The 26,150-nt window shown below is 43.7% G+C and carries 17 protein-coding genes and 1 other annotated feature; of the genes, 4 read left to right on the forward strand and 13 right to left on the reverse strand.

The annotated features are described in order from the left end of the window. Positions 1–128: 128 nt before the first annotated feature. Positions 129–899 carry an RNA polymerase sporulation sigma factor SigG gene (gene sigG / locus EQM06_RS07395; RefSeq protein ID WP_128745723.1) on the reverse strand — a complete coding sequence of 257 codons (771 nt, stop codon included), beginning with the start codon at positions 897–899 and terminating at the stop codon, positions 129–131. A 245-nt stretch (positions 900–1,144) separates the two neighbouring features. On the opposite strand from sigG, the gene EQM06_RS07400 reads away from it, so the two are divergent. Then, entirely contained in the window at positions 1,145–2,134 is a 990-nt protein-coding gene (locus EQM06_RS07400) for a diaminopimelate dehydrogenase (RefSeq protein ID WP_128745724.1), read from the forward strand. 180 nt (positions 2,135–2,314) lie between these two features. Here the strand turns inward: EQM06_RS07400 and EQM06_RS07405 are convergent, their stop codons facing one another. Next, on the reverse strand, positions 2,315–3,808 hold the full coding sequence (locus tag EQM06_RS07405) for a glutamate synthase subunit beta (protein ID WP_128745725.1): 1,494 nt from the start codon (positions 3,806–3,808) through the stop codon (positions 2,315–2,317). After that, positions 3,808–8,373 (reverse strand): glutamate synthase large subunit, encoded by a 4,566-nt coding sequence (gene gltB, locus EQM06_RS07410; protein WP_128745726.1) that lies wholly within the window; start codon positions 8,371–8,373, stop codon positions 3,808–3,810. Before gltB ends, EQM06_RS07405 begins: the two co-directional genes overlap by 1 nt. 387 nt (positions 8,374–8,760) lie before the next feature. On the opposite strand from gltB, the gene EQM06_RS07415 reads away from it, so the two are divergent. Continuing rightward, positions 8,761–10,848 (forward strand): glutamine synthetase III family protein, encoded by a 2,088-nt coding sequence (locus EQM06_RS07415; protein WP_128745727.1) that lies wholly within the window; start codon positions 8,761–8,763, stop codon positions 10,846–10,848. 137 nt (positions 10,849–10,985) lie between these two features. Beyond that, positions 10,986–11,564 (forward strand): ANTAR domain-containing response regulator, encoded by a 579-nt coding sequence (locus EQM06_RS07420; protein WP_205666526.1) that lies wholly within the window; start codon positions 10,986–10,988, stop codon positions 11,562–11,564. A gap of 118 nt (positions 11,565–11,682) precedes the next feature. Here EQM06_RS07420 and sigE read toward each other — a convergent pair whose 3' ends face one another. The 9 genes from sigE to EQM06_RS07465 form a co-directional block, all read right to left on the reverse strand. Then, positions 11,683–12,399: an RNA polymerase sporulation sigma factor SigE gene (sigE, locus tag EQM06_RS07425; protein WP_128746825.1), complete on the reverse strand. Its 717-nt coding sequence runs from the start codon at positions 12,397–12,399 to the stop codon at positions 11,683–11,685. Positions 12,400–12,407: 8 nt separating this feature from the next. Next, a complete protein-coding gene (locus EQM06_RS07430; RefSeq protein WP_164914391.1) occupies positions 12,408–13,235 on the reverse strand; it encodes a sigma-E processing peptidase SpoIIGA in 828 nt (275 codons plus the stop codon). 101 nt (positions 13,236–13,336) lie between these two features. Then, entirely contained in the window at positions 13,337–13,693 is a 357-nt protein-coding gene (rplT, locus tag EQM06_RS07435) for a 50S ribosomal protein L20 (RefSeq protein ID WP_128745730.1), read from the reverse strand. 18 nt (positions 13,694–13,711) lie between these two features. Next, positions 13,712–13,912: a 50S ribosomal protein L35 gene (gene rpmI, locus EQM06_RS07440; protein WP_128745731.1), complete on the reverse strand. Its 201-nt coding sequence runs from the start codon at positions 13,910–13,912 to the stop codon at positions 13,712–13,714. Between the two features lie 43 nt (positions 13,913–13,955). Next, a complete protein-coding gene (gene infC, locus EQM06_RS07445; protein WP_456297961.1) occupies positions 13,956–14,537 on the reverse strand; it encodes a translation initiation factor IF-3 in 582 nt (193 codons plus the stop codon). After that, positions 14,492–14,614: a sequence feature (ribosomal protein L20 leader region), on the reverse strand. Its footprint overlaps the gene before it by 46 nt. A 52-nt stretch (positions 14,615–14,666) precedes the next feature. Continuing rightward, positions 14,667–15,335 (reverse strand): transcriptional repressor LexA, encoded by a 669-nt coding sequence (lexA, locus tag EQM06_RS07450; protein ID WP_128745732.1) that lies wholly within the window; start codon positions 15,333–15,335, stop codon positions 14,667–14,669. 247 nt (positions 15,336–15,582) lie between these two features. After that, positions 15,583–16,791, reverse strand: coding sequence for an N-acetylmuramoyl-L-alanine amidase (locus tag EQM06_RS07455; RefSeq protein WP_128745733.1), 1,209 nt, complete (start codon positions 16,789–16,791; stop codon positions 15,583–15,585). Between the two features lie 135 nt (positions 16,792–16,926). Continuing rightward, on the reverse strand, positions 16,927–17,691 hold the full coding sequence (gene srtB / locus EQM06_RS07460) for a class B sortase (protein WP_128745734.1): 765 nt from the start codon (positions 17,689–17,691) through the stop codon (positions 16,927–16,929). Positions 17,692–17,784: 93 nt separating this feature from the next. Further along, complete coding sequence (locus EQM06_RS07465) at positions 17,785–22,020, reverse strand: DUF7601 domain-containing protein (protein ID WP_128745735.1); 4,236 nt, start codon at positions 22,018–22,020, stop codon at positions 17,785–17,787. 426 nt (positions 22,021–22,446) lie between these two features. Between EQM06_RS07465 and EQM06_RS07470 the strand changes: the two genes are divergently transcribed. Next, positions 22,447–23,865, forward strand: coding sequence for a hypothetical protein (locus EQM06_RS07470; RefSeq protein WP_128745736.1), 1,419 nt, complete (start codon positions 22,447–22,449; stop codon positions 23,863–23,865). Positions 23,866–24,052: 187 nt separating this feature from the next. On the opposite strand, the gene EQM06_RS07475 is transcribed toward EQM06_RS07470, so the two are convergent. Then, on the reverse strand, positions 24,053–26,080 hold the full coding sequence (locus tag EQM06_RS07475) for a methyl-accepting chemotaxis protein (protein ID WP_128745737.1): 2,028 nt from the start codon (positions 26,078–26,080) through the stop codon (positions 24,053–24,055). Positions 26,081–26,150: the final 70 nt, after the last annotated feature.

The following is a 26,150-nucleotide window of genomic DNA, read 5'->3' on the forward strand; positions in this document are numbered from 1 at the left end:
GTATTTAGTCATTATATTACATTATGTAGTAAAATAAAAGGCTTTTCATTCAAAAGCCCGGTATATTCACCGGGCTGTGGTAAAATTCCTATTTTTAACTGTTCAAATAGGACCTGCATTTCAACTCTTTAAACATATTTCCGCATATACTTCAGAGCGTTTTTTTCCAGCCTGCTCACCTGAGCCTGACTGATAGAAATTTCTTCTGCCACTTCCATTTGTGTCTTTCCCTCAAAGAACCGCATGGTCAAAATATGCCGTTCTCTCGGTGTCAATTTTTTCATGGCTTCGGAAAGAGATAAGTTTTCAATCCATCTTGCATCTGTATTTTTCATGTCCTTTACCTGATCCATGACATAGATGGCATCTCCGTCGTCGTGAAATACCGGCTCAAACAATGAGATCGGCTCCTGAATAGATTCCAGTGCCAGCACCACATCTTCTCTCTCCATTTCTGTTTCCTTGGCAATTTCGGCCATGGTAGGCTCTCTTTGCAGCTCTCTGGAAAGCTTTTCTCTGGCCTGCAATGCTTTGTACGCTGTGTCCCTCAGCGATCTTGAAACTCGGATCGGATTATTATCTCTAAGATATCTCCTGATTTCACCGATGATCATCGGCACTGCATATGTGGAAAATTTTACGCCGTGCGAGGTATCGAAATTTTCCAATGCTTTAATTAATCCGATACATCCCACTTGAAATAAATCATCGGGGTTCTCTCCCCGGTTATTGAATCTCTGAATAACGCTGAGCACTAATCTGAGATTTCCCTTGATGAATTCTTCTCTAACCTCTTTATCTCCCCCTTTGACAGCCTCTATCATTTTCATCATTTCTGCATCCTTGTAAACAGGCAGCTTAGCTGTGTTCACACCACAGATTTCAACCTTGTTCGTCATAAATAAGGTCCTCCGAATCCCTGCTTGCTCCCCTTTAGCAATTTGGTTTACTGTCCCAAAAGGACGTTCTGTGACCTATCATTATTTATGTGCAAAACTGGTTAAATTTATACGGGTTCTAAAAAAAAATTGTTGGATTGTCCGGCAAAATACAGTTCTATTCTCAACGGCAATTTTAATATAATGTAGGATTCGAAAATGTTGCTGCGTATATCATTTAAATTATATTTGATAGGAGAAAGAAAATGAAAAAAATAAGAATAGGTATTTTAGGATACGGTAATTTGGGACGGGGAGTGGAATTGTCCATCGCCCAGAATCCGGATCTTGAACTGGCCGCCATATTTACACGACGAGACCCTTCTGTTCTTCGTCCCCTTACAGATCATGCAAAGGTGTATAATGTGAAAGAAGCCTTGAATCACAAGGATGAAATTGACGTCATGATCCTATGTGGAGGAAGCTCTACCGATCTGAGCAGTCAAAGTCCCGCCTTTGCTTCACACTTCAATGTTGTGGACAGTTTCGATACCCACGCAAAAATTTCGCAGCATTTCAAATCAGTCAACACCTCTGCTCTCCTAAGTAAACATACCGCCGCCATATCTGCGGGATGGGATCCCGGATTATTTTCCGTAAACAGACTTTATGCTGAGTCCGTACTCCCCTTAGGAAACAGTTATACCTTCTGGGGAAAAGGAGTCAGTCAGGGCCATTCCGATGCGTTAAGGCGCATAGAAGGCGTCTCCCATGCCATTCAATATACCATTCCCATTGAATCTGCTGTAAAGGAAGTCCGAAAAGGGACTCACCCCCAATATACCGCCAGAGAGATGCATACCAGAGAATGTTACGTCTCCCTAAAACCGGGTGCCGACATGGATAAGGTATATGCTGAAATCGTAAATATGCCAAATTATTTTTCCGATTACGATACCTCTGTTCATTTTATCAGCGATGAAGAATTTATGAAAAATCACAGTGCTATGCCTCATGGCGGCTTTGTTCAAAGAAGCGGAACGACCGGCGCAAAACAGGAAAATAATCACATATACGAATTTTCTCTGACGCTTGATTCCAATCCGGAGTTTACTTCCAATATTTTAGTCTGTTATGCCCGAGCCGTTTATAAACTGTTTTCGGAAGGCCTATATGGTGCTAAAACCGTTTTGGAAATCCCGCCTGCTTACTTATCCCTTCAACCCATCGAAAAACTTCGCGCAGAGCTGCTATAAACAGGCATAAATAGTACGGGCAGTGTTTCCGCACTATAAAAATCCGCTGCCATACATAGCAAGCTCGGAAATGAATGACGAAATAAACAAAGTCGAGAGCCTCTTTGCACATGTCTGTGCTTAAAGCTCTCGACTTGTTTTAATTGAAAAATCCGTATGTTATTTTTAATCGGATTTCTTCTATAGATTCGTATAACCCATCAAATACTGATCTACTTCCCTCGCCGCTTCTCTGCCTTCCCGGATAGCCCATACCACCAAGGACTGACCTCTTCTCATATCTCCCGCCGCAAACACCTTATCCCGGCTGGTCTTATACAAATACTCCGGTGTTCGGTGGGTCTTCACATTAGTCCGCTCATCCGTCTCCACCCCAAAAGATCTCGCAAGTTCCGTTTCACAGCCTAAAAATCCGGCTGCGATAAGAACCAGATCTGCCGCAATCGTTTTCTCTGAACCGGGTACCTCTTCCATCCTTGTCCGTCCGGTCTTTTCATCGGTCTTCGCCTCCAGCTTGACCAATACAGCCTGTTTCACATGACCTTCCTTGTCACAGATAAATTCTTTTACCGTGGTCTGATATTCCCTCGGATCCTTTCCAAAGACAGCAGCAGCTTCCTCCTGACCATAGTCGGTTTTCAGGATAACAGGCCATTCCGGCCATGGATTGTTTTCCAGCCTTTCCTCAGGCAGCTTCGGCATCATTTCAAGCTGTATCACTGATTTAGCCCCATGCCGTACAGCGGTGCCTACGCAATCATTTCCCGTATCTCCGCCGCCGATCACCAGAACATTTTTATCCTTAGCCGATATATAAGTGCCTTCTTCCAGAAAATGATCCAAAAGAGATTTTGTCGTGGAGGTCAGAAAGTCTACTGCAAAATAGATGCCCTTTCCCTCCCGGCCCGGCACTTTTATATCTCGGGGTTGAGATGCTCCGCAGGCGAGAATCACCGCATCGTAATCCCGCATCAATTCCTCCGCCTGTTTTTTCCCGGATATGCCTTTGTTCATTTTGAACTGAACCCCTTCTGCTGTCATTAAGTCAATCCGTCTTTTGATAATATGCTTTTCCAGTTTCATATTCGGTATCCCGTACATCAGAAGTCCGCCGGCCCGGTCATTTTTTTCAAAAACCTCCACCTGGTGTCCCCTGATGTTCAGCTGGTCAGCGGCAGCAAGCCCGGCCGGGCCGGAGCCGACTACCGCAATTCGCTTGCCGGACCGGTTTACGATTTTTCTTGGCTGCATGAACCGGTTATCAAAAGCTTCTTCAATAATGGCCAGCTCATTTTCCCGGATGGATACGCTGTCGCCGTTTAAAGAACAGGTACATGCTTTTTCACAGAGAGCAGGACATACCCTTGCCGTGAACTCGGGAAAGTTATCTCTTTTTAACAGCCTTTTCAGCGCAGCCTTATAGTTTCCGTGGTAAACCAGATCGTTCCATTCCGGCACTAAATTATTTAACGGGCAGCCGGATACCATGCTGCCGATCACCATCCCGGACTGACAGAATGGAACGCCGCAATCCATACAGCGTGCTCCCTGCTCCATCTGCTCCTCTTTGGATAAAGCGATATGAAATTCATTAAAGTTTTTAATTCGTTCTAAAGGTTCCAGTGCCTCACTTGTACGCTTTTCATATTTTAAAAAGCCTGTTGACATTCCCATTACTGCATCCCTCCTTTTATCTCATAGAAAGCTTTTATTTGTGCCGTTTTTTCATCTACGCCCATTTCCTCATATTTTCGGATTAAATGAAGCACATTCTTATAATCATACGGCATGATTTTCTTGAACATTGGCAGATATTCTGTAAACCTTTTTAAAATATCCTTTCCCTTGACCGAATGGGTCGCTTGGACATGCTCCCTTATCAGGTCGTTTAATTCCAGTACATCCTCGCTTCTGCTGACGGTTTCCAGAGAAATAACATCTTTGTTTAATTTGGAATATAAATCTCCGCTCTCATCCAGGACATAAGCCACACCACCGGACATCCCGGCAGCCAGATTGTTTCCTGTAGGTCCCAGAATGACCACTCTGCCTCCTGTCATATATTCCAGACCGTGATCTCCTACTCCTTCCACTACAGCATCTGCACCGGAGTTTCTGACACAGAACCGTTCTCCTGCCACGCCGCTGAAAAACGCCTTTCCGGAGGTAGCCCCATATAGAGCCACATTTCCTATGATAATATTTTCATCATGCTTAAAGGTGGACTTTTTATTGGGATAAACCATGATTTGACCGCCGGATAGACCTTTCCCGATATAATCATTGCTGTCTCCTTCCAGCTCTAAGGTCAGTCCCTTCGGTATAAAGGCACCGAAGCTCTGACCGCCGTATCCGGTACATTTGATGTGATACGTGTCCTCCATCAGCTCGCTCCCCAATTTTCTGGTCAAAATAGAACCCAGCACCGTCCCAAAGGCCCTGGCCTGATTATCCACCTGAACTTCTATAGACTTTCTTTCGCCTTTTTCTATAGAAGCCTTCAGATTCTTGTATAAAACAGTCATATCTTTACTTTCGCTCAATTTAAAATCAAAATCATTGCCTTTCTGGTGAATGCTGTTCAGTAAGTCCTTTGAAATCCCGCTGCTTAAAATCGATCGAACATCCAGACGGGCCTTTTCTGTGCGGATTGTATTCTTTGGTTTCAGCTTATCCGTTCTGCCCACCATTTCATCTACCGTTTTAAAGCCCAGCAAGGCCATATACTCTCTCAATTCCTCTGCAATGAACCGCATAAAGTTCATCACATATTCCGGTTTTCCCGAAAATCTCTTTCGCAGCTCGGGGTTCTGTGTGGCAATTCCCACCGGACACGTATCCAGATTGCAGACTCTCATCATCACACAGCCCATGGAAATCAGCGGAGCTGTGGCAAAACCGAATTCTTCTGCTCCCAGCAGGGCAGCAATGGCCACTTCTCTGCCGGTCATCAGTTTTCCGTCTGTTTCCAGAATCACTCTGCTTCGCAGACCGTTCATCAACAGGGTCTGATGGGCTTCTGCCAGTCCCAGCTCCCATGGAAGTCCCGCGTTGTATACGGAATTTTTAGGGGCTGCTCCCGTACCTCCATCATATCCGGAGATCAGAATCACCTGTGCTCCCGCTTTTGCAACTCCTGCCGCAATGGTTCCCACACCTGCTTCCGACACCAGCTTGACCGAAATTCTGGCGTCTGAATTGGCACATTTGCAGTCATAAATCAGCTGAGCCAAATCTTCAATGGAATAAATGTCATGGTGCGGCGGAGGTGAAATCAGCCCGACGCCTGTGGTGCTGTGCCTCGTTCTGGCAATCCACGGATATACCTTATCCGCAGGCAGCTGTCCTCCTTCCCCCGGTTTCGCTCCCTGTGCCAGCTTGATCTGGATTTCCTCGGCACTCACCAGATATTCCGATGTCACGCCAAACCGTCCCGATGCTACCTGTTTGATTTTACTGCACCTGCTTACGCCATCCGCATCGGGCTTAAACCGTTCTGAATCCTCTCCGCCTTCTCCGCTGTTAGATTTTCCTTGCAGCTTATTCATGGCAATAGCCATGGTTTCATGGGCTTCTTTGGAAATCGATCCATAGGACATGGCACCTGTTTTGAACCGTTTGACAATGGAATCCACGCTTTCCACCTGCTCTATGGGAATTGGCTTATTTTTTATATCAAAGTCCATTAAGTTCCTCAAGTGAGCGGCACCCATCTCTTCATTGATCATTTCTGTATATTTTTTGAACAGCTTATAATCCCCTGTTCTGGTAGCCATTTGCAGAAGATGAATGGTCTTTGGATTGTAGAGATGCTCCTCTTCCCCGCTTCGAACCTTATGTCCCCCCACACTGTCTAAAACATAATCCTGATTCAGTCCCAGCGGATCAAAGGCTCCGGAATGTCTTTCATTGACCTGCTCTTCTATTTCCTTTAGAGTAATTCCTCCTACTCTGCTCACGGTATTGGTGAAATATTTATCAACAACCTCTTTACTGATGCCGACCGCTTCAAAAATCTGTGAGCCCTGATAGGATTGAATCGTAGAAATGCCCATCTTGGAAGCAATTTTTACAATGCCGTGCAAAATACCCTCGGTATAATCATTGACTGCGGCGTAATAGTCCTTTTCCAAAATAGTATCTTCAATCATCTGCTTAATCGTATCCTGCGCTAAATACGGGTTCACCGCACTTGCTCCATAGCCAAGAAGCGTTGCAAAGTGGTGAACCTCTCTCGGCTCTCCGCTTTCCAGCACCAGAGACAGAGACATGCGCTTCCGATTTCTTACCAGATACTGCTGAACGGCGGAAACAGCCAGAAGAGACGGAATCGGCACACTGTACTCGTCCACATCCCGATCGGATAAAATAATGATATTCGCCCCATCCTTCAAAGCCCTGTCAATTTGTATGAAAACATTGTTAATGGCCTTCTCTAAAGAAGTCCCTTTGTAATAGTTAATAGACACCGTAGCGACCTTAAAGCCATCTGCCTTCATATTCTTGATTTTCATGAAATCGGTGTTGGTCAGGATCGGATTTCTGACAGAAAGCAACCGGCAGTTTTCAGGCACATCGTTGAGCAAATTCCCATCCTTCCCCAAATAGCTGTAAGTCGAGGTCACGATCTCCTCCCGTATGGCGTCGATAGGCGGATTGGTCACCTGTGCGAAAAGCTGTTTGAAATAGTTAAAAAGCGGCGGATGCTTTTCCGATAATGCCGCCAACGGTGTATCTGCCCCCATGGCGATGACCGGTTCATTTCCGTTCAATGCCATGGGCTTTAAATAATCGATTACATCCTCATAGGAATACCCAAACGCTTTTTGCATTCTGGTCAGCTCCTGATCCTTGTAGAACGGAACTCTCTGATTTGGAATCTGCAATTCTTTTAAATGGACTAAATTGTTTTCCAGCCATTCTCCGTAAGGCTGGCTGCCTGCATAGTACTCTTTTAAATCCTTATCGTTGATCAATTTTCCCGATTTGGTATCCACCAGAAGCATCCGGCCGGGCCGCAGCCGTTCTTTGACCTCTATTTCTTCCGGCGGTATATCCAAGACACCCACTTCGGAAGATAAAATCAGATTGCCGTCTTTGGTTATATAGTATCTGGAAGGCCGCAGCCCATTTCTGTCCAGCACAGCACCGACGATATCCCCATCGCTGAACACGATGGAAGCAGGACCGTCCCAAGGCTCCATCATCGTTCCGTGATACAGATAAAAGTCTTTCTTCTTCCGGCTCATATTCCTGTCATTGCACCACGGCTCAGGAATGCACAGCATGACCGCCTTTGGAAAGTCCATTCCGGACATGTATAAAAATTCTAAGGTGTTGTCCAGCATAGCTGAATCGGAGCCCCATTTGGGAACCACCGGAAGGACTCTGTAAAAATCTTGTCCCAATGCGTCGGAATACATATTTTCTTCTCTGGACAGCATTTTATTTACATTGCCCCGTATGGTATTGATTTCTCCGTTATGTACCATATAGCGGTTTGGATGGGCTTTTTCCCACGAAGGCATGGTATTCGTAGAAAATCTGGAATGAACGATGGCAATAGCCGAAATAAAATCCTTTTCCTGCAAATCCAAATAGAATAATCTCAGCTGATTTACCAGAAACATGCCCTTATACACAACGGTTCTGCTGGACAGGGAACAGACATACGTATCGTTTGATTCGTTATCATTGCTGTTCTCAAATATTCTTCTGGCCACATATAATTTTCTGTCAAATTCAATACCCGGTTTCAAATGTCTTGGTCTTCCCACAAAGGCTTGATAAATGGCCGGCTTACATTCCAGCGCTCTGTTTCCCAGAACCTCATTGCGAGTGGGAACTTCCCTCCAGCCGAGGAAATTCAGTCCTTCCTTCTCGACGATCACTTCAAACCGCTTTTTGGTCTGGTTTCGGAGCAATTCCTGCTGAGGCAGAAAAAACATGCCCACTGCAAAATCTCCATTGGATGGAAATTCAATATTTTTTACATGCTTCACAAAAAAATTGTGGGGAATCTGCATCAATATGCCTACTCCGTCTCCGGTTTCTCCCGCTGCATCCTTCCCGGCCCGATGTTCCAGTTTTTCAACGATGGTCAACGCATCTTCCACCGTTTTATGAGATTTCACCCCTTTTATGTTTACAACCGCTCCAATCCCGCAGTTATCATGCTCAAAATTTTTATCGTATAAGCTTCCCGTTATTTTCGTTTGTGATTGATGTATCTGTTTCATTTTTATTTAAGTCCTCCCTGCCGTGCATCCTTTTCTTTGTTTACATTGCATATTCATTACAATATATATATAATTTTCAGACAATTCTTAAAACACTTTGATATTTTATACCCTATAACCAATTTAGTCAAGTATTTTTGTTTTTGCATAACAATTTTTAAATTATACCACGTGAAAGGGCTTTTCGGTACTGGAAAATTTTCTGTCCATGATTTTTTCAAAAAAAGTTGTTGACACCTGTCTTTTTTTTTAGTATACTCACATCATTAATTAGCAAAGGCGCTATGAGTTCTTACTCGTGGTGCCTTTTTTCGTAAGCTTTTACAGAAACATACTACAGAATAGTATGGATGGATACAGATAAAAGAAAGGCCGAGGTACATACCTATGAACAAGATTTCGGAACTATTTGGAAGCAGGGTCTTTAACGATGCCGTTATGAGAGAAAAATTACCAAAGGACACCTATAAAGCACTTCGATCCCATATCGATAAAGGGACACCTCTATCCTTAGAAACAGCAAATGTGATTGCCAGTGCCATGAAAGACTGGGCTCTGGAGCACGGGGCAACACATTTTACCCACTGGTTCCAGCCGATGACCGGTATAACTGCTGAGAAACACGACAGCTTTATTTCCCCTACGGAAGGGGGCGGTATTGTGATGAACTTTTCAGGAAAGGAACTGATCAAAGGAGAACCGGACGCCTCCAGTTTCCCGTCCGGCGGTATTCGTGCGACCTTTGAGGCAAGAGGTTATACCAACTGGGATCCAAGCTCCTGTGCCTTCATTAAAGAAAATACACTCTGCATACCCACTGCATTCTGTTCCTACGGCGGAGAAGCCTTAGACAAAAAGACCCCTTTGCTCCGTTCCATGGAAGCCATTGAAACGCAAGCACTAAGAATTTTGAAACTCCTTGGAAATAAATCGTCGCAAAGGGTGCTTACCACAGTAGGCCCGGAGCAGGAATATTTCCTGATTTCCAAAGAGCTGTACGAAAAACGGAAGGATTTGATTTACTGCGGGCGTACATTGCTCGGTGCAAAGCCTCCAAAGAGACAGGAACTGGAAGACCATTACTTTGGAGCCATTAAGCCAAAGGTAAACGAATTTATGGAAGAGCTGGATGAAGAGCTCTGGAAGCTTGGAGTTTTGGCAAACACGGAGCATAACGAAGTGGCTCCTGCCCAGCACGAACTGGCTCCGATCTTCTCCAGCTCCAATGTTGCCGCTGACCATAACCAGCTGACCATGGAAATGATGAAAAAAATTGCGGGAAAACACGGACTCGTCTGTTTGTTACACGAAAAACCCTTTGCCGGAATCAACGGAAGCGGAAAGCATATTAACTGGTCCCTTGCCACAGACACGGGAGAAAACCTGCTGAAACCGGGGAAAAATCCGATTCAGAACATCCAGTTCCTACTGTTCCTAAGCGCTGTCATCAAGGCGGTGGATGAACATCAGGATTTGCTCCGAATTTCCGTTGCCAGCCCAAGCAACGACCACCGTCTCGGCGGAAACGAAGCCCCTCCGGCTATCATTTCCATATTTCTCGGAGACGACCTGCAAGAAGTGCTGGATGCCATTACGGAAGGTAAATGCGAGGTCCCTGTTCGAAACAGACGGATGGGCATTGGCGTTCAAATCCTTCCCGACTTTAAAAAAGACACCACAGACCGAAACAGGACCTCTCCCTTTGCGTTTACCGGCAGCCGTTTTGAGTTCCGTATGCCCGGCTCCACCACTTCCGTTGCGTGTCCGACCTACATGATCAACACCATTGTGGCCGACTCTCTGATGGAAATAGCCGACCGTCTGGAAGCTTCTTCCGATATAAAAGCAGATGCGGTCAGCCTTGTAAAAGATATTTATACCCAGCATAAACGGATTGTTTTCAATGGGAACAATTATTCAGAGGAATGGGTCAGGGAAGCAGAAAAAAGAGGCCTGCTGAATTTAAAATCTGCTGTGGAAGCTTTCCCTCACTTTACAGATAAAAAGAATCTGGATTTATTTGAAAAGCACCACATATTTAATGAGATCGAGGTGACCGCCCGACAGGAAATCCTGTATGAAGAGTATTGTAAGCTAATTAATATCGAAGCACTTACTATGCTGGATATGATCCATAAGGACATCCTTCCTTCCGTATCCGCTTATGTAAAAGACTTATCCGATGTGGTACTGAGTAAACAATCCATTTCGGAGAATATTCCGTGCGAAATGGAAAAGAACCTGATTCACAGCCTGTCCTCAGCTTGTGACATCTTATATGCAAAAGCCGCAGCTCTGGATCAGTGCCTGCTTGAAGTCAATGCCCTGGAAAAAATCCGGGATGCCGCTGATTATTTCTGCGGTAAAGTGCTTCCTGCCATGAACGAATTGCGTGCCATAGCAGATGAACTGGAAACCATCACAGCGGCCAAGTACTGGCCTATGCCAACATATGGTTCCCTTCTCTTTACTTAAATAAATAATACAGCGGATGAAAAAGGAAAGAATCTGTCAACATATGGATTTTTTCCTTTTGACTTTTAAAATTAAATTGCAATAGGCTGACATGTATGCTAAAATAATTTTTTTCAAACACTACGACTAGAGGGGTGGTGACAGTATTGCAGACCATATTACTTGTGACAAGAAATACAAAAAGTAAGGATGCTCTATTAAACTATTTAAAAAACGATTTGAACCGAATGGTGGAGACGGCGGACAGTGTAGAGTCCGGAACCCAAAAGCTGTCTGAAACGTCCTTTGATTTAATTATAGTAAATTATCCTCTGGATTCCAATACGGACGCTTCTTTCTCTATCTATTGCGCACAGAACACATCTGCCGGTGTTATCGCCCTCTTAAAAAGCAAAGAGATCGACGCCCTGTCTGAACGGCTTGAAAAATATGGAATCATTGTCATCAATAAGCCGATTTTAAAAGTCGTGCTCAATCAGGCCATAAAATTTGCGGAGCTTTCGAAAAACAGGGTACTCACCTTAAATGAAGAAAATTTAAAATTACAGGATAAAATTACCCAGATCAAGCTGGTAAACCGAGCAAAATGGGTTCTGATCCAATATCTGAACATGTCTGAGGAACAGGCGCACAAATACATCGAGCAGCAATCCATGGAACGGCGCATGTCCAAGAAAAAAATTGCGGAAAAAATACTTTCCATGTATGAACGCTGACATTGGATAAAAAAAGTGGCTTCGCCACTTCCGCTAGGGAACCATAGGGTTCCCTTCGGCGGCTGCAAGCAGCATGAATCTCCAATCGGGAAGCGTTTGTCACAAAGCATCTGCACCTCTACCCCAGCTTTTTTATTTCTCTTCTCAATCGGTTAATGATCTTCTTCTCCAATCGGGAGATATAAGATTGAGAAATTCCCATTTTATCCGCCACTTCTTTTTGTGTCATTTCCCTTCCGCTTATTAACCCAAAACGCATTTCCATAATTTGTTTCTCCCGGTTATTCAGCTTTTTTAAAGCATATACCAGCAGCTTTCGATTCACCTCTTCTTCTATATGTCCATAGACCACATCGTTTTCAGTTCCTAAGATGTCCGATAAAAGCAATTCATTTCCATCCCAGTCTACATTTAAAGGCTCGTCAAAGGAGACCTCGCTCTTAATTTTATTATTTCTTCTGATATACATAAGTATTTCATTTTCAATACATCTGGAAGCATATGTAGCCAATTTTATGTTTTTTTCCGCATTAAACGTATTGACAGCCTTTATCAGACCGATTGTCCCGATAGAAATCAGGTCTTCAATGTTTATTTTCGATCCCTCAAATTTCTTTGCAATGTAGACCACTAATCTTAAATTTCTTTCAATCAATATGGCTCGAGCCGCTTCACTCCCTTTCGCAAACTCCTCCAGCAGATGCTTTTCCTCATCGCTGTTGAGCGGCGGCGGTAATACTTCATTTCCTCCAATATAGAAAATTTCATTAGGCTCGGTATGTTTCACCCATTTAAATACCCGTGAAATTTGCTTTAACATCCATTGTCTGACCATCCAATTCATTATGCGACCCCTCCCATTAAAAAGTCTTTACTCAAAAGAATCTGATATTCCTCTTCCTCTCCCAGCTTACAAAATTCTGTATCGTATACCGCCACTATAATACTCCCCAAGGCTCTGCCGTTCACCCAGGCATTATCCACTCTATATCCCTCCAGCATGCCATTTTTAGTTCCAATGGCATGGTACGGGATCAAGCAGTATCTGCTGCTGAAATCAACGTGATCCATATTCTTGAACTGCACCGCGGCAGATTGGCTGATGATGGCGACCGCTTTTCCCGATAGAGGATCTCTTAGAAAATTTCCTGAATCGATGAGAGCTCTGTGGATTACGGTATGTCCTTCTATCTCGATGGTAATAGTGGTAAAGACCCGCTCCTTCAGCTGCTTTGCTTCCATGACCTTTGAAAATGCTATGATCGTAACATAGGAAACTACTGCTCCAAAAACAACATTCATATAGGTTATATCTCCCACATATAAAACAGCATTATTGGTAAGTCCCCGGATTCTGATCAGGTAAAGCAGCAAAATTGTCATGCCGCCCATGAAGACCGATACGATATAAATCAGTATGGTCCCTTTCAGGATCTTCTTATCAAAGGCCACATGAGCCAGCAGCAAAGAAAAGGCGATCTTGACCAGAACCCCCAGCAGCATGCCCATATTCCGGACAAATATAATAAAGGAAAATAATCCGCAAAGGATTCCGCCCAGAATCAGTCTCTTTTTACTGGTTGTTAATCCGGCTATTTTACCTGACAGGTATAAAATAAGAATTCCCATAAGAAAATTCTCAAGAAATAAGTATTCCGCATAAACCTCCACATAAAAAACCCCCTCACAAGCTATATCATAAAGATGATTATAGACCTCACAAGGGGGAAAAATTGTCATATTCAAATGTCGAATAATAAATTTAATCTAAATTATTTTACGGCCTTCTTTGCAGTATCGCATAGCTGTGCAAATGCAGCAGTGTCGTAGATAGCCATTTCAGAAAGCATTTTTCTGTTGATTTCAATACCTGACTTTCTTAGACCGTCCATTAGTCTGCTGTATGAAATATCATTCATTCTTGCGCCGGCATTAATTCTGGCGATCCACAGTCTTCTATATTCTCTCTTCTTATTTTTTCTTCCTACATATGCGGAACGAAGGGAACGCATCACTGCCGGATTAGCGGCTCTGAACACCTTGCTCTTCTGTCCGTAGAAACCTTTTGCTAACTTTAAAATCTTCTTATGTCTTTTATGAGCGTTAACGCCCTTTTTTACTCTTGCCATTATTCAAACCTCCTAATACTATTTATCTAATACAGCTTTAATTCTCTTGTGATCTGCACTACCAAGAATCGTGGATTTTCTCAATCCTCTTTTTCTCTTTGCACACTTTTTAGTAAGAATATGGCTCTTATATGCCTTGTTTCTCTTTACTTTTCCTGTACCTGTTAATTTAAATCTCTTGCTTGCGCCTCTATGAGACTTCATTTTATTCTTAGCCATGGTAATGTTCCTCCTACGTAAATTTGTTTCTGTTATCTACTATCTATTTATCTGCCTTAGGTGCAACAATCATAATCAAACTTCTGCCTTCAAATTCAGGCTTTTTTTCTATTGTACCTACGGAAGCGACTGATTCTGCAAACAATTTCATGACATCCAGCCCTTTATTCGCATAATCCTTTTCTCTTCCTTTAAACCTCAAGCTAACTTTGACCCTGTCTCCGTCCTTTAAAAACTTTATTGCAGTATTAGCCTTCACTTGAATGTCATGCACCTCAATAAATGTACTTAAACGAATTTCCTTCACTGAAGTAACTTTTTGCTTTTTCTTTGCTTCTTTTTCTCTTTTTTGAAGTTCATAACGGTACTTGCCGTAATCAAGGATCTTACAAACTGGCGGGTTAGCATTTGGCGAAATATTCACTAAGTCAAGCTTTTTTTCATTAGCCAGCGCTAATGCATCTTCAAGACTCATGATTCCAAGCTGCGTTCCATCATTGTCAATAACTCTCAATTCCTTGTCACGAATTTCTTCGTTGATTAGATTTTCCTTGCTAATGTTCTTGCACCTCCTGCAAATAATAATAAAATAAGCGGATACTTCAGTACCCGCTCCACAAAACACATATGTGCCATCATTGCTTTATTGACCCTACCAGCAAAGCCAATAAGGTGAGAAGCGGATAACTTCTTCTTTATCACTCAGACACTATACCATTTATATCAAAGCATGTCAAGCAATATCTTTAAAATACTAAAAATATCGAAATACACCTTTGACCTTTCCCAATATCTTGACTTCCTTGACGATAATGGGGCTCATAGTCGAATTCTCCGGCTGCAGCCGAATATGATCTGCTTCTTTATAAAAAGTCTTGACGGTGGCTTCACTTTCAAAGCCGTCTATCATGGCGACAACGATTTCTCCGTTCTTCGCCGTGTTCTGCTGTTCTACCAATATATAATCCCCATCGAAAATACCGGCTTCAATCATGCTTTCCCCTTTCACGGTCAGCATGAAATTTGTTCCCCTGCCTGCAAACCTTGCCGGGATAGGAAAAGATTCTTCAATATTCTGTTCCGCCAGTATGGGCGTTCCCGCCGCAATTCTTCCCACTACCGGGATATCGATCACGTCAATGCGCTCTGCATTGGAATAGGCATCTCCATTCAGGTTTCGGGACGGATCGGCAGCCCGCTCATGAGATTCGGGATCCACGATCATCAAGGCACGGGGCTTTGAAGGATCTTTTTTTATGAAACCTTTCAACTCCAGATTTTCAATGTCCTTGTGAACGGTAGATGTAGATTTAATATTTAAAGCGGTGCAGATTTCTCTTACGGTAGGTGGATATCCTTTTTGGCTGATTTCTTTTTTCATATAATCCAGTATGCGCTGTTCTCGCTCTTTTAGTTTTTCCATTTTCCGCCTCCATTTATATCTATTAAAAGACTCTGCAATAGACTCTCATCACAATTTCTTAAAAGCCCGTAGCGGGATTTTAACCAATTCTTGGTATAGTATAACATAGGCGTGTCTTTTTGTAAACATGTGTTCCGAAATTATGTTCTAATATCTTTTCCTCCGCCGCACAAAAATAGGCTGTAATACTGCCTCTGCATTTGCAGGGAGTACGTACAGCCTGTTTTAATTCCATCTTTTTCTCTTATTATTTGTACGCGTCATTTAGAGATTTAACGATGCCCTTTGCGGCAGCCAACGCATAATGATCTGCAAACTCCTCTTTCTGCATCATCTGAAGATCATTTTCATTGGAAAGAAATGCTCCTTCCACAATAATGGCCGGCATGGAGGTCTTGTTCAGCACAGCCATTTCCGGACTGTTTTTTATGCCCCTTTTGGTCGTACCCAAAATGCTGACCATTTCATTTTCAATATTGGTTGCAATCGTCTTACTGTCGATCCCATAAAGCTGTTGTTCATTCTCACCATCCCCATTGACCTTACTGTTATATAAGACCTCCGTACCGTGAGCTGAGGCAGCGGTGCTGGAATTGTTGTGGACAGAAATGAAAATCGTTGCACCAATATTATTCGCTTTTTGAGCCCGTTCTAACAGGGTGTAATACACATCGGAATCCCGAATCATACAGGTACTGACCCCTGCACTTTTAAGATATTCATTTAATTTCAGACCCACTGCAAGATTTACATCCTTTTCCTGCAATTCATCCGCCTGTCCCTTATGACCTATAGAACCGCTGTCTTTTCCGCCATGCCCCATATCAATTGCAACAATCTTTCCCTTTGCAGCTTCGTGGAGCTGATCAAACTGCCAGCTTCCGACCGTATTGGAATCACTTCCTGTACTGTTATTTTCATTTGGCTCGGTAACAACCGGTTCTTCCCCTTTTACCGGTGAGGAAATGAGGACACTTCGAGTTGAATCCTGCCAGCCTACTTCACACCCCAGTGCTTCTGCGGTAAACCGGACAGGAATCATGGTGCTTCCATAATAATCCCCGTCATTATCAATAATAAGTGCAGGAACCTCTAAATTTTGTGTTTTTCCATTGACCAGGGCCTTATTGGATCCAATGGTAAGGACCACTTCTGTGTCGTCATAGGTCACATACACTTTTTGTGTATCGTTCTGCCAGGTAACCTTTCCGCCCATTTTTTCAAATAATGCTCTTGCCGGTATCAACGTTCTTTCTTTCACAATGACCGGAGGAACGTCGCTCTGAGAAAAAGCAATCCGCTGCCCGTCCAAAGATAGACCGACCGGATATTCTTCACAGAATTTCAGTCCTTCCTTTATATCAGATTGTGTAATGCCGGTTCCGGCGTACGCCATCCCGGACATGATTGCCATGAGCATTAGGATCATGGTTACTGTAATGAGTATTCTTTTCATGTTGTTCCCCTTTTTCTCGCTTTTTTCTTATCCGCAGTCAATAATCGACATTATCTTTGATTATACTCTCTTACACAGCGTTTGAAAATAGTAGAAACAAAAACGTAACAGAATTGAAAAATCTGCTATGGGTATCTATAAATGGGGCATCGGCGTCAACTTTCCAAACAGGGCATATCTGGCATTACTGAATTCATAGGAGCAAGTACATAAGGTCACGATCCGTTCTCCCTTCTCAACTGTCACAGCGGCTTTAAATGTAGATTTTTTCTCAAGGGATTCAATATAGTCTTGAAAGTCCCGGTCATCCCTGAAACTGCGCCGGACAGCTTCATAGCTTCCGTCCACCACCGTACCGGCAAACAGTTCCACTTTGAAGTCCCCCTCCGGCGTATAAATCATCATAGACGGATAGCTGTCATAAAAGCCTTGTTCTTTATACCTTGACAGAGAGGAAAACATGGACGTGTTTTTCATATTGTGGCCGTAAATAATGGTATTTCTATCTGAAAAATTGCTGGTATTACGATAGTCCATAAAAATCGAGCCCAATTTGTTCCATTCTCCGCTGAATAAACGTCTGAGATAATACGCATTGTCCTTCCCCTGCACCACGGGATAATCGATCTCCGTACCGGGAGCGGCAATCCATCCCACTACCTCCGGATTTATTTTTCTCAGAGCGGTAAAATCAATAGGTTCCTTCTGTTCTTTTGGCTCGGTTCCGGCAGCTTTTGACGACTGGTGCGCCTGACTGATTTTCCGATAGCTGACATCTCCCTGATGATACTGCCACTGATTCCATAGGAGAATACAGGCGGAGCACACCGTGCATGCTACACAAAACAGCATCAAAATATGCAATATCTTCCGCACCTCTGTTCTTTTCAGACTTTTCATTCGCTCCTTCCCTTTCTACTGCCATTGGATAAAGAATTGGCAGCGGAAAAAAACTTTCCGCTGCCAATTTCTCACATAAATTCTACTGGTTGATTATTTTTGAATTCCTGCATCGGAACGCTTTCTGCGAAGGACAAAATCAACACCGGCCAACGCTGTGAAAGCTATGGAAGAAAAAAGTATTCCAAGCTTTCCAACACTTTCCGCCTGATCCTCTCCCGTCTTAGGCATTCCGTTGACAGATCCATCCATTCCGCCCTGAGGAACTCTTCCGTCCCCGATTTCATCCGTAATCATTCCGGAGTGACCGGAGCCGTCAGCACCGCCCTGAGGAACCTTTCCATCTCCGATTTCATTTGTTGGATCTTTCGGATCCGTACCGGGGTTCCCCGGATTACCGCCGTAATGGTTCGTAAAGGAAGCCGACTTGATCGCATCCCCGGCGATAATGCCGGAAGCTCCCTTGCCGGAAACCGCGTACCCATCCTTTGTATAATCCGCTTCTGTCACGTTGTAGGTCGTGCCATCCGGCAGTCCGCTGATGGTAATGCTCTGCCCGTGGGCAAGAGAAATGGTGTCACCGCTCTTGATTTTCCCTCCGGAAACGCCCTGTCCTGTGTAGGAATAGGAACCGGAGGCTCCGCTGAAGGTTACGGTAAAGTCAAATTTTTTGTAAATATCGGCACCGTTTCCGTCAACCGTTTTACGGATAGTCAGATCACCGGTTTTGTTGTCCTTGACCGGATCCTTAGGATTACCGCCGCCACCGCCGCCGGAATGATTCTTCGTATTAGTGAAAGCTGCCGTCATCGTGTTATCAGCTTCAATAACACCCTTTTCGCCGGTTTTGGCCGTCGTGTATCCGGAACCTGAATAATCCGATTCCGTCACCGCATAGGAAGCGTCCTTCGGCAGTCCGGTAACGGTAATGCTTTGTCCGTGAGCAAGAGAAATGGTATCCCCGCTCTTGATGGTTCCATTCGGCACACCGTTTCCTATATAGCTGTACGTTCCGGATGCTCCCTCAAAGGTCACAGTAAAATCAAAGGCCTTTGTACTGTCGGCTGCGTTTCCTGCGACTGTTTTGCTGATGGTCAGCTGTCCGACCGTACCCTCTTGGTTATTTTTAATCGTAATGGCATTGGAGCCATCTTTCCCGTCAACAGAGACCACCACCTTAGAGTTGATCGTGGCAACCGTTATGGTATGGCTTCTAATCTCCTTCACATACCCTGCCGGGGCAGCCGTTTCACGAAGGAGGTATTCGCCGTCCGGAAGAGCCTTTAACTTGACGGTTCCGTCACTTCCGGTGGTTCCCTGCCGAATAACGGTCGTGCCGTCCGACGCATAAAGGGTAAAGGCAGCACCCGCCAAAGCTGCACCTGTTCCGTCTGTCTTTGTTATAAGAATCGAGCCGCCCTTCTTCATGGTCGCTTCTCCGTCTGCCGCAGTAACTGTGTAGCTTTTCTCGGTATTTTCCGTGGTGGAATTGCTGCTCATCAGAGAGACCTTATTGGAAACACTCCCCGGCTCCCCTGTAATATCCGTAATATACGTAAATTGATACGCTTTCTGGCTATCCGGAATAGCAAAAGTCAAGGTTCTAAGTGCGTTATCATAACGTACGTTCTTATCCAGTTCCAACGGAACCAAATTCCCTTCGGTATACGTTCCGTTTGCGTTGAGCGTCATCTCACGGACGGTAATATTTCCGTCCAGCAGCAGCTTTCCGCTGGCATCCGTACGTAAGTCAAGTCCCACAGGCAGTACATCTTTCAGCTTGTCACCGGGCTGATTCAAATCATACGGCCTGTATTCCACCGTCCATTTCAACGCACCGCCGGCAGATTGAAGCTCATGCGTCTTATCCAGTATCTTGCTTTCAATGATTACATCTCGTGTGGTACTGATTCCCGGCGTCCAATTTTCAGTCTTTAAGGAAAGATTGTTTGTCGCCGTGGTCGTCTTGTTGGAAGCAAAATATTTTTCTGCCGCTTCCTCCGTCAATTTTGCCTTTACCAAAATCACATATGGTTGATCCAGTTTTGTAAAGGTAAAGGATATGGCGGCAACCTCTTTCCCCGAACTGTTGACGGTTGTTCCAATTTCATGAGAAAGTACAGCCACGCTGCTCAGCGGCGTGGTATTGGCTGCTGTAACGGAAGTGCCGGCTCCGGTCTTTCCGTCAAAGATCAAATAATCCTTTCCGTTCTCGAACGGCATAAACTCCCAGCCTTCCGGAAGCGTATCCGTCAGGGTGGCCGTTCCCAGCTTCGTTGTTCCGTCCGCCTGGAGCATATTCGTCAGATTCAGTCCGTCCGCATTAACGCTCAATCGGAAAATAACCGATTTTTCCTGATAATCGAACCCGGCTTTGGCATCTGTCGTCTTCTGAGTATTCACACCGGCAGCCGGATCTGCCATGGCTTCACGCTTGAGCATCTCCTTTGCCATCATGTGGCTGTCATACTTCACCGTGGCCGTGGCCCCATTCAGATTTTTGGTTGCACTGAAAAGACTGGCGGTATTATACACGTTCTGCTGATTCTTATTTCCGGCATAAATGTCCGGATTCAACACCTGTGTATCAAAGGTAAACTTGTTTATTTCGCTGTCAGAAAGTCCGGTGATCGTAAGCAGATCTGCCACACGTTTGCCGTCTCTTTCAATCGAAGTGACTGATACAGTGAAAGCTGGCCCGCTGACATTTACAAAATTTCCGGCATATTTTTGATTATACTGGGGCGTTAAATCCTTGGTATCGACTCCGATAGGAAGCCCGGTCACCTTACTGATATCGAATCCGCTGGATTTATCTCCGTAGACCAAAAGGTCATACACCTTCAAATCCGGAATACTCTGTTTTTTCGTATCGACCGTTACTGTCCACGCAACCTTTCCGGTTTTAGGATCTGCCACACCTGTTTTAGCTATAGCATTATAACCAATACCTACATAGCCAGAGCTTGCCCCATATCCGTCACCTGACAACCCGTCCCATTTAATTTTTGCTGTATTCTGGTAGTTTGTTACTCCTGTAACGAATGTGCCATCTGCCGTATCCGGCACATTCGTCACGACGGTGAGTACGATCTTAGAATTAATAGTTCCGATTTCATACTCTCCTTTTTCATTAGGAGTAATGCCTTTTTCCTCCACCCAGTCAGATCCGTTCCATTTCTGCCAAGTGGCAGAGTTCAGAGTCAATCCTGCCGGCAATAGATCCGTGATGACCACATTCTCTAAAGAAGTGCCCATCTGATTGGCCGTAATCGTCCAGGTAATGGTACGATCTTTCGGATTATATACTCCGCTGCTGCCTTCTCCTCCTGCCTTACCTTCCTTGGTAATCCATATCGCAGCAAAGGTCACTGTTTTATCTGCCTTACCCAGTTCAACATCCTGATCCATGAGCTTCGCCGTGTTGGTCAGGCTCTGTACTCCTGTGCCGTAATACTCTTCATCCGGTATGATGGTCTTAAACGTAACGGTCTGGGGACTTTTATCTCCTTCGGAGAAGGTGTAGCTGAGTTCTTTGGTTGTATCGCTCCAATTTGGAACCTTGGAAACTGAACCCACCTTAAAAGAACCCTCTTTATAGTCACCGACGGAAGCGAGATCGTCAACAAACTGATACCCCTTCAAGTCAAGAGCTGTACTGCCCTGAGTACCGGTCACCTGAACCGTCCATTCGACAGTCTTCTCAGCTAAGTTGGCTGTTCCATCTTTGGTCACCTTATAAACCTTTTCAGCGGGAGGTACGTTGACTGTAAAGGTTTTGTCAAGAATCGTAACCTGCACCTCGCCTCCTTCATCAGAAGCGCCGCTGTCGTCGTATTTCAGACTGGCCGTAAATTTACAAGCCACTGAATCATATGTTCCGTCAAAAACCGCAGCATCTCCATCAAAAGTAACTGTCGCAATAACCATCTTGTTGGAAGAGTTGGTTGTAAATTCAACACGGCCAACCTTGATTACTGTTCCCTCCTCATCCTTCATGGATAAGTCGGCACTGCTGCCAGACACTAAGTGAAAGGCATTACTCAGTTCGAAAACAGCGGTATCTCCTTTTCGAACCGGATTGGCCGGAGTAGGATCATCCCCTTCAACCGGCACGTCAAAAGAGACTTCCACAGAAATCTCCTTTGTGCTGGTCAGCTTTCCGTCGGTGATCTCTTTTCCCCCTTGCATGACTTTTGCATTAACATTCGTTAAATTATCGTGGCCACTTGAGTCAGCGTATACTGGGCTGAACGTAAAAACGTTCAACAGTAGCATCAGCATCATCGTCCAACTTATCACACGCCGTTTCTTATTTTTTGCCATCATTTTATTTCCTCCTTTTGTACATTTTTGTTCATGTGGTTGTCAGCGGTGATTTGAACACCATAACTCGTGAACATAGTAACCCCCTCTACTTCCCATATGAAAGACCGCAGCTCCATACAACCGGCACAGCCTGCCGCTCTCATTAGGCAAATATAAGCAAATAGTTACTACACCTATTGTACAAGATTCTTCAAATGTCTTCTTGAAAGTTCTGCAAAGAAGCATGGAACAACTTGGCAAAAAATGAAAATATCTAATTAAAAATTGATTCAATAGGAAAGCGTAGACATAAACAGCTGGGGTATAATATAGCATACGATAAATATAGACTTTAGGCTTTATATGCATCCGTAGGAACTCACTGCAAGCTTGTGGAGCAGCTAGGGCATAGACCACAGAATATTAGACGCGAATTGGGGGAAAACAATGAGAACCGGTGTACTATTAGAAGAATTAATTAACATAGCACGAACACCTAAGACAGACTTTGCACTTAGTATGCGTATGACGCCAAGTGGATTGAGCAAAATTCTGACGGGAAAAAGACTGCCGCTTTGGCGGGAAAAAAGAATGTTCAGCAGACAAGCTGCCAATTATTTTTCTGAGATCATATATCGTCACGATTGCTATCGGCAATTTGAAAAGCTATTTCCTATCTTGTATGATTTCAACTCAAAATATGAACTGGAAATGTTCTTAGCCTATGCTATCGAATATACATTGGAAAAGGATCATGCGGAAGAAAACGACGAATATTTAGATTATCCCACCAGAGAAGCGGCCAGTTTTTTAGGGGAAAAGACCACTTTAAACATGTTCTGCATCATTGTATCGGATTACATCATAAGCAATAAGGACGCTCTTTTGGAAGTTTACAGCACACTGCCTTTGTTCAACCGGCGTAATTCCGGGATTTTAGGCCGAGCTAAAATGCTTTCTTCTCCCAAGATGGGAGGGGTTTCATTAAATTATTTTTTTGATATGGCCTCTTTTGAGGCATCCTGTCATGAATACAATATGGGACTTCTCTTTTCCATCTCGAATCTACAGAAACATGTGGATTTAAATTTATGGAAGGTAAAGGAAGCAATTGGTTCTACCTTCTTGTTATTGAAGGGCCAATGTCTTTTAATTTTTAGCACACAAATAAGCGGAACCCCGCTTATGACATTTATCACGCTCAAAAGCCATCTGGATGTGTTCTTTAATGCCCTTATGAGAAAAGAGGCTGTCAAAATAAGTTATAACAAAAGTGAAGCCATTGCAGCTTTAGAGGCAGATCCGTCATTCATTGACAGCCTCATTAACCGGCGTATCAATGCGGTATATAATTTTATATCCATCGGTTATATGATTGAAAAAGAAGAATTGAAAGAAATAAAGAACAAAGAAGCAATAAAAAAGGCCATATTGAAACTGTTTAATGAAATTCTGACAAAACAAACTACATTTTTTGTTACCCTTGATGCCATGATGAATTTTTGTGCCACAGGTAAAGCCATTGTGCCGTTATTTGGTGCCATTGATATGAGCCCGGATCAGCGTATCCCCTATCTCCAGCGATTTAATTCCTTCATTGGCAAAAAAGATTCTAGTAAAATGAAACTTATAAATTCTGAGCTGCCTAAAGTCGCCTTGCTCTGTTTGCAGGGGCTGACTATCATATATCTGATTGACAGCGAGTATTCCTCTGAAAAAATTCACTATTTTGAAACGGACGAGATCAATCAGATCTTAGAACATGAAATAACAAACGGAAACATAAAAATGCTGGATTTCAGCCCAGATTTATGGAATACATATATAGATGAATTATCCAAAGATATTTATACACCTACCTTTTGATAACAGGTGTGGGCTTTATGCGATAGGATACTTGTCAAACAGCCGCCAATAAGAACTTATTATAAAAAATGAAAAGATGGATTGAACTCCATCTTTTCGTATTTTTTTGATCTTTACTCGTTGTTTGATTTTTATTCCATGTAATTTCTATAACGATTTCGTTTCTACTGTAATACATTCATCCTGCCTATTGCAAGGTAAATTTGCTGACCTCACTTTGAAGCAGGCTGGCCTGACCGGATAATTCTTCACTGGCAGCCGCACTTTGCTCTGCTGTGGCAGAGTTCGACTGCACTACAGAGGAAATCTGATCCAATCCCATGGTAATCTGCGTAATAGAATCTGCCTGCTTTGCAGAAGCTTTGGCAATCTGGGTAACGGAGGCCACCACCTGTTTGGTATTCTCCACAACCGTATGGATGACTTCTGCTGTTTCAGCAGCTATGCTGTTTCCATCTTCCACTGCCCTGACGGTATCTTCGATCAGAGCCGTGGTATTTTGTGCTGCTTCCGCAGACTTTCCTGCAAGGTTTCGTACCTCATCTGCAACAACAGCGAAGCCTTTACCCGCAGTACCGGCTCTGGCTGCTTCCACAGCAGCGTTCAAGGCTAAAATATTGGTCTGAAAGGCTATGTCCTCAATCGTTTTAATGATCTTGCTTATTTCCGTAGACTTTTCTGAAATCTCTCCCATGGAAGCCGTCATTTTATCCATTTGTTCTTTGCTGTGCTCCAGCTCCTTTTTCACACGGGAGGACTGGCTGTTTGCATGATCCGCATTCTGCGCACTCTCTTTAATGTCATTGGAAATTAAATTGACAGCGGCCAGCAATTCTTCTATGGAACTGGCCTGTTCAACCGAGCCTTGAGCCAAAGACTGCGACCCGGAAGAGACTTGTTCCGCTCCTAAATTGACCTGCTCTGCAGATACCTTTATATTATAAAGCGTCTGACTTAATTCACTGACAATTTTGTGAACAGCTGACTTTATGTTCTGATAGATTCCTACATACTCCACCTCAGAATGTACGTCGAAATTTCCCTGCGCCATTTCTCCAAGTGCCTTGGAGGTATCCATAATAATATTTTTTGTGGAAGAAATCATTGTTCGCATACTATCCGCCATTTTTCCCACTTCATCACTGGACTGATAGCTTACATCCACATCAAAATTTCCCTTTGATATTTCATAGACCACGTGCTCCATTTCCTGTATTGGCCTTACCAGCTTTGTTGCAAATGAAATCATAATAATAATCGCAAGAATCAATGCTGCTGCTGAAATTCCTATGCACAGAGCAACCGCTGCATAAATAGATTTCATAAATTCGCTTTTCTCAACGGTTACACCCAGCACCCATCCGTCCGTATCCGGAACCGGTGTTAAAAAGACAAGCTTTTTAATTCCTCCGAACTCCATGCTGCCGAAACAATTTTCGCCCTTTATACCCCGCTGCTCCAGCTCTGCCAGTTCCTTTAAGGTGGAATCTGTTTTAGCGTTTTGAGAGCTGTTATCCTGTGCTTTGACTGTTTCAAAATCAGGATCTGCAATGGTAGTTCCCTGTTTATTTATCAGGTAGCATTGTCCTGTCTTTCCAACTTTTATGCTGTTGGTAATATCAGATAAGTAAGTCCCATCTAGCGTTGCAATAATAGTTCCCACAATTTCGGTATCATATAGGCCATCCTTCCATAAAGGTGCTGCAATATGAATGGTGACATTACCGTCTGCGGCAATCTCAGGGCTGGTCACAACAACCTTTCCTTCTGACGCTTTTCGATAGTATTCCTTGTCTGAATAATTATTCCGGTCTAAGGATACTCCGGCTAAATCAGTAGCGGTCAAATCCACAAAATTATATTTTTTTACCTTGCTGTCCAATATTTCCTGTTTACTTTCAAGGGTGCTTTCCGCATTGGACAGCCGAGCAAGCGTCCCTAATTCCTGGATGACGTTTTCTGTGGAGATCAATTTATTGTCTACGGCTTTAGCGGCCGTAACCGCTGTTTCACCCATTATCGCCTGAATAGTATTTAACGTTCCATTAAGACTCATGGCAGTAAAAACTATTGAAACTACGGATAAGGATAGTAACAACAATACTAGGGTTATTGCTAAAATTTTTTTCTTGATGCTATTCATCGAATCTCTTTTCCTTTCTTTAACCAACATTTTTAATATATGATTACGTACCCCTATAAGGGATCGTATCATATTTGGCTAATTATTACAATTACCAGCCCGTTTCCATATGGAGTATCTATATGTATAAATTTGCACTCTA

The organism is Aminipila luticellarii (assembly GCF_004103735.1).
Classification (GTDB): Bacteria; Bacillota; Clostridia; order Peptostreptococcales; family Anaerovoracaceae; genus Aminipila; species Aminipila luticellarii.